General features: G+C 47.1%; 7 protein-coding genes. 5 read left to right on the top strand and 2 right to left on the bottom strand.

Annotated elements, in window-relative coordinates; genetic code table 11:
• Window positions 1-192: hypothetical protein (locus QUB56_RS35620; RefSeq protein WP_332961078.1), on the top strand; the 192-nt coding region annotated here is incomplete at its 5' end.
• On the opposite strand, the gene QUB56_RS35625 is transcribed toward QUB56_RS35620, so the two are convergent.
• The gene (locus tag QUB56_RS35625; RefSeq protein ID WP_332961079.1) at window positions 182-829 is read right to left on the bottom strand and encodes a hypothetical protein; all 648 of its coding nucleotides are present in this window, start codon (window positions 827-829) and stop codon (window positions 182-184) included. The two genes, QUB56_RS35620 and QUB56_RS35625, sit on opposite strands and share 11 nt — an antisense overlap.
• Window positions 830-909: 80 nt before the next feature.
• On the opposite strand from QUB56_RS35625, the gene QUB56_RS35630 reads away from it, so the two are divergent.
• From QUB56_RS35630 to dprA, 3 genes are all read left to right on the top strand, one after another.
• Window positions 910-1,557: a DUF2301 domain-containing membrane protein gene (locus QUB56_RS35630; protein ID WP_332961080.1), complete on the top strand. Its 648-nt coding sequence runs from the start codon at window positions 910-912 to the stop codon at window positions 1,555-1,557.
• Window positions 1,558-1,942: 385 nt separating this feature from the next.
• Window positions 1,943-2,626, top strand: coding sequence for a YdcF family protein (locus tag QUB56_RS35635; RefSeq protein WP_332961081.1), 684 nt, complete (start codon window positions 1,943-1,945; stop codon window positions 2,624-2,626).
• 234 nt (window positions 2,627-2,860) lie between these two features.
• The gene (dprA, locus tag QUB56_RS35640) at window positions 2,861-4,012 is read left to right on the top strand and encodes a DNA-processing protein DprA (protein ID WP_332961082.1); all 1,152 of its coding nucleotides are present in this window, start codon (window positions 2,861-2,863) and stop codon (window positions 4,010-4,012) included.
• Window positions 4,013-4,278: 266 nt separating this feature from the next.
• On the opposite strand, the gene QUB56_RS35645 is transcribed toward dprA, so the two are convergent.
• Window positions 4,279-8,157, bottom strand: a complete 3,879-nt coding sequence (locus tag QUB56_RS35645; RefSeq protein WP_332961083.1) for an FG-GAP-like repeat-containing protein — start codon at window positions 8,155-8,157, stop codon at window positions 4,279-4,281.
• Between the two features lie 163 nt (window positions 8,158-8,320).
• Here QUB56_RS35645 and QUB56_RS35650 point away from each other — a divergent pair.
• Window positions 8,321-8,757 (top strand): hypothetical protein (locus QUB56_RS35650; protein WP_332961084.1); only part of this gene is annotated, 437 nt, incomplete at its 3' end.

Below are 8,757 nucleotides of genomic sequence, written 5' to 3' on the forward strand. Positions count from 1 at the left end.
AGGAAGAAGGAAGAAGGAAGAAGGAAGAAGGAAGAAGGAAGAAGGAAGAAGGAAGAAGGAAGAAGGAAGAAGGAAGATTTTTCCCATCCCCCACTTTCCCCTTCTTCCACTCTCCCCTTCTCCCCTTCTCCCCTTCTCCCCTTCTCCCACTCCGACACTGGGACACTCGGACAAGACTTCCTTAATAATTGACAAACCACAGGGCATAATCATCTAATAACTGAGTGTTGGGGGAGATTACATTAACTGATTCTAACTCGGATAAAGGCAACATAAACTTTTGGCGCTCGCCGACGCGCTGTACTTTCACAAATATGCCTTCTTCCTGAACAACAAAATCCTCCAAGCGATTAATGGTGAAGCTATCAGTATAAGAAGGTTGAGTTTTTTTGAGCTTTGCATATTCTTTTTTGCTGCCAGAACCCATTGTATATTCTTCTTCCCATTCAAACTCTTGTATGCCGGTAACGTGGCACGGAAGTTGAATATTTTGCTTGATGTAATCTAGATACTTGACTGAATTTTCAAGGCAGACATCAATATTTTTCGATCCTAAAATTTTCTGAATTTTACTTTCAAATTGCTTGAGATTAAATGGGAGATTTTCCGGGAGATTGGCGAACATTTCAGGATCGAAGCCGAAGCTCAATGCCGGTACTTCCGCCAGCAGGCGCTGGATGTCGTTTAGCGGTTTGGGTCTTCTGCCTGCTACAATGGTTTCATCAAGCTGAACAGGAGGAAGTTCGGATTGTGAAGGAAGGGATTTGCTTTGATCTGGGCGATCGTCCAATTTAGATTTGTTAACTTTAGGCTGGTTAAATTTAGGCATCGCTCGGTCTCGCTGTATCGGTTTATCAATAAAGTATATCTTGGCAGAAGTACATTCGTCTCTAATAGGAGGAAGCTGTAATGCAACTACTGAAATCGCCTAATGAATCAGAAATCTATCAAGGACAATTCGGCGAGTTTACGATTACTCAAAGCGATCGCACGGGAGTGTTGATTTACCGCGCCGGATTGGGGGTGGCGGCGCTGTGTTTTGCGATCGGCGCTACTCTAGTGCTACAACAGGGCGACAACCCAATTGCCATCCAAGCTGTAACGCCTATTTTTGCTTGTTTCTGGATAGCTTTAGGCGTCAGCTTGGCAACTATTCACATTTACATGATTGCGCTGCACCGCACACTACAGGTGTTTTGGGCGATCGGCGGCGCTGCAGCATTGTTTGTCGCCCTACAAAGCAGCGAACCCTTAGCTTTAGCAGTGTACGAACATCCAGCCACGTTGTGGGGAATTGGCTTTACTTTTGCAGCCTTAAATGGCATTTATTTTAAAGAAGCTTTCTGCTTTAACCGCCTAGAAACTAAGTTTTTGACTCCGGGAGTTCCTCTCTTAATTTTAGGACATATTTTCGGCTTTTTGTCAGCCGAAAATGAACAGTTGTTGCTAGCAATTTGGGCGGCTTTATTTATCATCTTTGCTGTGCGAAAGTTTTTTCAACCGATGCCGCAGGATATCGGAGATAAAAGCGTTTTTGAGTATCTGAAACACCGATAGTATAAAACAAGGAAGAAGGAAGTTCGGCAACGGATTCGCAAGGGCGGATGTAACGGATGTAACGGATGTTAGGAAGAAGGAAGCCGAAAGGAGAAAGAAGAGAGAAACAGTTCTTGTAAGGTGCGAAATCCGCACCCGAAAGTTTTCGTAAAGTGCGCAATCCGTACCAGGACATTAGATGTATTGGCGTGATTTCTATAAGAATTTGATTGATATAGCAACCGCGCCCGACGGTGAGGACGTTCTTAATTGCTGACACCTCTTCTTCCTTCTATCGACTTCCTTCTTCCTTCTTCCTTCTTCCTAATATCCGTTACGTCCGTTACATCCTTTACAGAATCCGTTGCCGAGCTTCCTTCTTCCTTCTTCCTTCAACATCTGCTATATGAATTTTGCCAGACTGCGAAAACTCCAAATCAAAATTAGTCTAATTCGCCGCAGAGAAATGTGGGCAATTACCCGGGAAGGTTGGGTAATTGCTATCATGGGATTAATAATTGCAATGCTCTTAATTATCACAAATATCCATCCATTCTTGGCGGTAAATGCGCCGGTTAAAGCAGATACATTGGTTGTCGAAGGGTGGTTACCGGATTATGCAATCAAAAGTGCGATCGCCGAATTCAAAAAAGGCGAATACCGCCAATTAATTACCACAGGACTTCCTTTAAGTAAAGGCTACTATCTCGCTGAATATAAAAATTATGCCGCACTGGCTGCCGCGACTTGTATAGCGCTAGGATTTGATAAAAACAAAGTAGTAGCAGTACCAGCAGCGAGTGTTGTGAAACACCGCACGGCTGCTTCTGCGATCGCACTTCGGGATTGGCTGGCTACTTCTGCCCTAAAAGTTGACTCAATTAATCTTTATTCTTTTGGTCCTCACGCCCGCAGAAGCTGGATTATTTTCAAAGAAGTGCTGAATCCTAACATTAAAGTCGGCATTATAGCTGCGGAACCGGAAGATTACAACCCACAAGAATGGTGGAAATCGAGCGAAGGTTTTCGGACTGTGACCGGAGAAATTATTGCTTATATTTACGCCCGTTTCGTCGATTGGAAAACCTAGTCAGTAATTATCAACCTCTCTCTTAATTCCCTTCGCGTTCTAGCGCTAACGCGCCGAAAGCGGTTCGTTTAAAAAAATCTATATAGCAGTTTTAAATCTGTGTAAATACAGAACACGGCAGTGGCGTTTCCCTAGCTGGGTATCTGTGGAAATACAGGACACGGCAGTGCCGTTTCCCTACTATATTCAACCAAAAATGATAAAATTATTCTCACAGAAATTGAGGGCAACTCGTTGGTAGAAGAACGCGCTTACTGGTTAGCATGGTCGCAAATTAACGGTATCGGGCCGATTTTGTTGCAAAGATTGCACCAACATTTCAATAGTTTGGCAGAAGCTTGGGCGGCAAAACCAGTAGATTTAATGGGAGTCGAAGGGTTGGGCAAGCAAATAATAGAAACAATTTTGCAAGAACGAAGCCAACTCAATCCAGAAGAATTTATCGAAAAACATCTTATAAAAAATCCCTGTTTCTGGACGCCCGCCGATCCAGATTATCCCCGCTTATTATTGGAAATTTCCAATCCGCCGCCGGTGCTGTACTATCGCGGTTTAGTCGATGTAAAAGAGAATCAAGGAATTACGCCGACAGTGGCAATAGTTGGCACTCGCAGCCCTTCGGAATACGGCAGAAAGTGGACTCGCAAAATTAGTACGGCTTTGGCTAAAAGCGGTTTTACCGTTGTTTCCGGATTGGCGGCTGGAATTGATACAGAGGCTCATACAAGCTGTTTGGAGGCGGGAGGCAGGACTTTGGCTGTATTTGGAACAGGGGTCGATATCGTTTATCCTAAGCCAAATGAGAGGTTGCGCGATCGCGTTTTGCAGCAGGGATTGGCAATTAGCGAATATCCGGCGGGGACTCAACCGAATAAAACTAATTTTCCGCGCCGAAATCGCATAATTGCTGGCTTGAGCCGCGCTACAATAGTGATAGAAGCTCCGCAAAAATCGGGCGCGTTAATTACTGCTTATCAAGCTAATGATTTTTGCCGGGATGTGTATGTTTTGACGGCTAGATTGGATGATGAGCGTTCCTTTGGGTGTTTGGAGTTGCTGAGTAAAGGTGCTCATCCGATTCTGCCGAGTAGCGATCGACTCTTAAGCGAAGACAGGTTGTTGGAAATGCTCGGAGCTCTGCCAAAATTGGATAAGGCCCAGCAGTTGTCGCTATTTCCACTAAATCCGACGGTTGAGAAGCAAGGACCGCCGTTGGAGCCGGAATTGGCTAAGGTGTTAAGTGCGATCGCATCTGGGCCGAGTTCTTTTGATACAATTGTCGAAGCAGCGGGATTAGAAGCGGGAACAGTTTCTAGTATACTTTTGCAGTTGGAATTGTTGGGATTAGTTGCGCAGTTACCGGGAATGCGATATCAGCGGTGCTGAGTAGGAATATTAGGTTAAATCCCGTTTTCTCCCCTTCGACGCGGAGTGAAAACAGGATTATTTAACCCTGATTTTTGGTCTGTCCGATGCCCGAGCACTTTATATCCAATCTGTTAGCATCAGAATTCTTCCTATCTCTATTCTCTTTATCTGCGTGAATCTGCGTCAATCCATTGTTATCTGCGGTTAACAAATTCTCTTTTTTAAACCGCAGATACAGGCAGATGAACACAGATTAACGCAGATGAATTATATGATTTTCGGTCTTAAATCAATCCGAAATTTGCAGCGCTGATACTGCTAGCCGAAACTCCGGTGAGAGAGGCTAAAATCTCCCCTGTTTGTGCCAACCGGATTAATGTTGCACCGCTATCTTGAGCTATTGTCAATTGCGAGAAACTCAGTCCGTTACCCAATACTAACAAGTCTTTACCGACTTCAAAATCCGTAATCGTATCAGTACCGGAATTGGTAGAGAGTAAGAACTTATCTGCTCCCATTCCTCCTATCAAAGTATCAATTCCCAAACCGCCATTCAGTAAATCATCTCCCTTACCTCCGTAAAGAATATCATTACCATCATCGCCATTCAAAATGTCAGCACCGCGGCCGGCAAACAAGGCATCATCACCGCTACTTCCGAGCAAAGTATCGCTACCTTTGCCGCCGAAAACCGTGTCATTTCCCAGGCCGCCGTCGAGGGCATCATTGCCCCTCATGCCCATCAAAACATTATTCGCGCTGTCGCCTGTCAGGGTATCGTCGCCATTTGTACCGAGAATTGCCTGAGGGGAATTGCTGCCCAAATCTGCATCGCCGCTGACAACAGGAGTTGCAATCCCAGCGGGCAATACTACAGCTTCAATTCTGCTATCTAAAGCAGTACCAGTATTGTCCGCAACTACCTGGGAAATAGGTTTATTTCCGGTACCAACTTCTTTGAAGTCTTGAGTTGTTGGGCCCAAGGCTACTTGTTGGAGGCGGGCAAGTGATTCAGGAATTGATGTTGCTGTTGGGTTGGAGACAGCGCTATCAATGCGCTGATTGGCTGTTGCCATTACTGTCGCTGCTTGCGATGTAATTTGGCTGACTTGTTGACTGTTGAAACTGGGGTCTATTTGCTGGATTCTAGCGGCTGCTTGCTGAATTATTGGTTCTAAGGCTGGGGCATTACTGAGGTTTAAGACTGTACCGGATTGAATTTGATTGGTAATTGAACTGACAACAGCTTTGACAATATCGTGATTGGCTGCACTGGATGCACCGTCAATCAAAGCGGCAGTTTGAGTGATGAAGTTTTGGACTTTCACCATGGAGGATAAGACTTGGACGCCGCCCGGTTGATTGTTTTTGGTAGCTAAGATTGGATCTAAGCTAGTTAGGTCAATTTCAGCGGGGAGTCCCAGCGCTGCTTTGACTAAAGATTGGGCTGATTCTGGTGCAATTCCTTTGTCGGTTAAGTCGGCGATTAAGCTGGTTAGGAGGGTGACAACAGTGGAATCTGGGGGTGCGGTGACTGGTGTTTCTAGGGGTAATCCGGTGGCGGTGTCAGTGCCTCCTGTGGCTACTAGATTGCCTTCTGATGGGTCGATTTCTCCGTTTTTGTTGGTGTCGAAGGTCTCGAAGGGGATATCGAGATTGAATTTACCGCTTGTATCGGTTGTGGTGGATGGTTCGTTGGTGTCTTTGATGCCGTTTTTGTTGGCGTCTAGGAAGAGAGTTGCACCTTCTATGTAGCCGTCAATAACTACGCCGGTGCTGCTAAATTGCAGCAACATACCCTTACCTGAATATGGACTCGTCTCGTCGTCGCTGACACTAAGACCCGCCCTGTCTGTTGCTGTTAACTTAATCCTCAACTGCTGCGGTCTGGGACTTGTGCCACTGAGTGTACGGGTATCTGGATTGAAGGTCAGCCAACTTGGCAGGGGACTGCCGTCCATCAGAGTTGCTGTGTAGGTAAGGGTGTCACCTGGATCGGGGTCTGTGAAAGTGTTCTGCGGAAATTGGTACTCGAATGTTAATGGGTTATTGCTTAGTGTCTTGAACTCGTGATGCCACGGGGTTGTAGTCGGGCCGTAGTTGATGACAGGCTTGTGGTTGGGGTCGTTGTCCGCGATCGTCACAGTAGCAGTAGAGGGTTCACCTACCTTTTGAAAGTAAGAATCTAAGCTGATAAATACTTTCTCCTCGCCTTCTACTAGGCTGTCGTTGTTGACATCCACATCTATGTTGACGCTGCGCATACCTGCTGGAATGGCGATCGTGTTGCTGCCGAACACGTTGATAGGCAACGGCTGACGGGGTTGGGATGGCTGACCGGACCCGGAGTCGGAAAACAATTCGTAATCTCCATACATACCCATACCGGGTATGGCAGTACCGGGTATAGCAGTGTTGCTTGGAATATCTAATAGATTATCGAACTTGTAGTAGACATTCAGCGGATTAGCTAGGTTCCCACCAGTACGGGTAATGGTGAATTTTCCCGGATTCGGGGCTTCATCCCAACCTGTTTCGGCCGCATTAGCATCCGTAGCAGTGATGGTGAGGGTTGGTTGGATATCGGGGGCTGTAAAAGGTTGTCCTTCGACAAACGGTGAACCCGCCCCAGCACTGTCGATCGCCTGTACACTCCAGTTATAAGTTTGTCCAGGGATTAAGTAATCTGGTTTTAACAGCCAACTAGGCGAGTAGTAGTTGGTGTTGGCTTGGTTGACATTTCCCAACTGCACTACTTGCCGAGTCCCGTCATCAAGGGACATCGGGCCAACAATGTATTGTTTAAAATCGTTACCGTAGATTGGAGTAGTCCAAACTCGCAGATTGTAGCTTAAACCCTGATTTGGAGTTTGAGTGTCGATCGGATACCCCCATCCTCCGGGCACACTTAAGATAACTCCTTCCTGAGTAGTCTGAGGGTAATTTAAACCTTGAGGTGCAGAGGGTGGCGTGTTCGCATTAGGAGTATTGTTGCGGTAGACTTTGACAACGTTGCGAGAGTAGGGGTAATCAGGTGAATTCTCTCTTGTCGTGAGTGCAATATCTAGTCGGCCGTCCTTGTTGTAGTCTCCCCAAGAACTAGGGCTGGCAACATTATTAGGCAGCCCTGCATCGTTGAGGAGTTCAAAATTGCCGCCAGAATCATTTTGTTCGTAAACTTTAGGGACGGAACCCGAATTACCACCCTGTTCTGCCACAAGGATATCCAGCTTGCCATTGTTGTCGTAGTCTCCCCAAGCAGCGGGACTACCACCATACCCGAATGGGTAATAAGCTTCCTGAAAGCTAGTATTATCCCCATAGCTATTGTTTGTGAGCAATCTGGTACGGCTGTAGTTCGATTCATTTGGACGCGACGATCCACCTGTAAGCAAGATATCTAGTTTGCCATCGCTGTTGGAGTCTCCCCATGCACCGTAATTAATAGGTTCGTTGGGGTTTTGATATTGCAGCAGTGGCTTTTCGGTAAAGCCATTGCCAGTGTTGCGATACAATTTTGCGATGTAATTTGGATTGGGGTCGCTTTTTAGAGCGGTGTCCCCTGTCAGCAAGATATCCTGTTTGCCATCGTTGTCGTAGTCTCCCCAGGCCGCATTGCCAATAACGCCGGGCAAGCTAGCCCCAGTCTCCTCCACAAAGGTAAAGCCGTAGTAAAAAGTATTGCCGCTGTTCAAGCGAATAACGTCGTTGCGGAACACTTTGGCGATGTAGCCTGAACTCGTGTCGCCTGTGAGTACGAGATCCTTTCTGCCATCGTTGTTGTAGTCTCCCCAAGCTGCGGAACCGTTGAAAATACCAGGCAGCTTTGCATTTCTGTCTAGAGTAAATTTAGTGGGGTCGATCGAGGTTGGGTACCCGGGAAGAGTGCTATCAGTCCTTTGGTTCCGGTACAGTCTGGTGATGGGGGTGTAGGGCAAACTGGGAATGTAGGGCGGACCGGGGGGAGTGGAGTTGTCTGGTGGAGGAGTATCAATTAAGCCTGTGAGCAAGATATCGAGATCACCATCATTGTCGCTGTCTCCCCACGTAGCAGAAGGTTTGGAAATATGCTCCTTCCCATTTTCATTAAGAACACCTCCATAAACGGGAGGCAGCCCTATATCAATTGGTTTAAAGCCTCGATCGCCTTCGTTGCTGTACACTTTCGGGATGTATGCCGATCCGGAAAAATATTGATAATAGTAATAGTTGTTTTGTAAACTACCTCCTTCCATCACCAAGAGATCCAAATCGCCGTCATTGTCGTAGTCTCCCCAGGCATTAGGGCCGACATAACCAGGTATCGTCAGATTGGGGAGTTCGTTGGTGAATACTGGGTGGTTCGCTGCCCCCCCAGGCCCAGCATTAGAGCTCGGTATTCCGATCGGGAATGTGTTTGTGCCGCCTGTTCCTGTAGTGACTGGTGTCGGCGTCGGCGAATCTGAACCGGGTGGTAGCGGTGCTCCCGTGGGGGTTGGACTTGGTGTACCAGTTGTCGGCGTTGGACTTGGTGTACCAGTTGTCGGCGTTGGACTTGGTGTACCAGTTGTCGGCGTTGGACTTGGTGTGCCAGTTATCGGCGTTGGACTTGGTGTACCAGTTGTCGGCGTTGGACTTGGTGTGCCAGTTGTCGGCGTTGGACTTGGTGTGCCAGTTGTCGGCGTTGGACTTGGTGCTCCCGTGGGGGTTGGACTTGGTGTACCAGTTGTCGGCGTTGGACTTGGTGTGCCAGTTGTCGGCGTTGGACTTGGTGTGCCAGTTGT

This window comes from Microcoleus sp. AR_TQ3_B6, assembly GCF_036702785.1.
In the GTDB taxonomy this organism is placed as follows: Bacteria; Cyanobacteriota; Cyanobacteriia; order Cyanobacteriales; family Microcoleaceae; genus Microcoleus.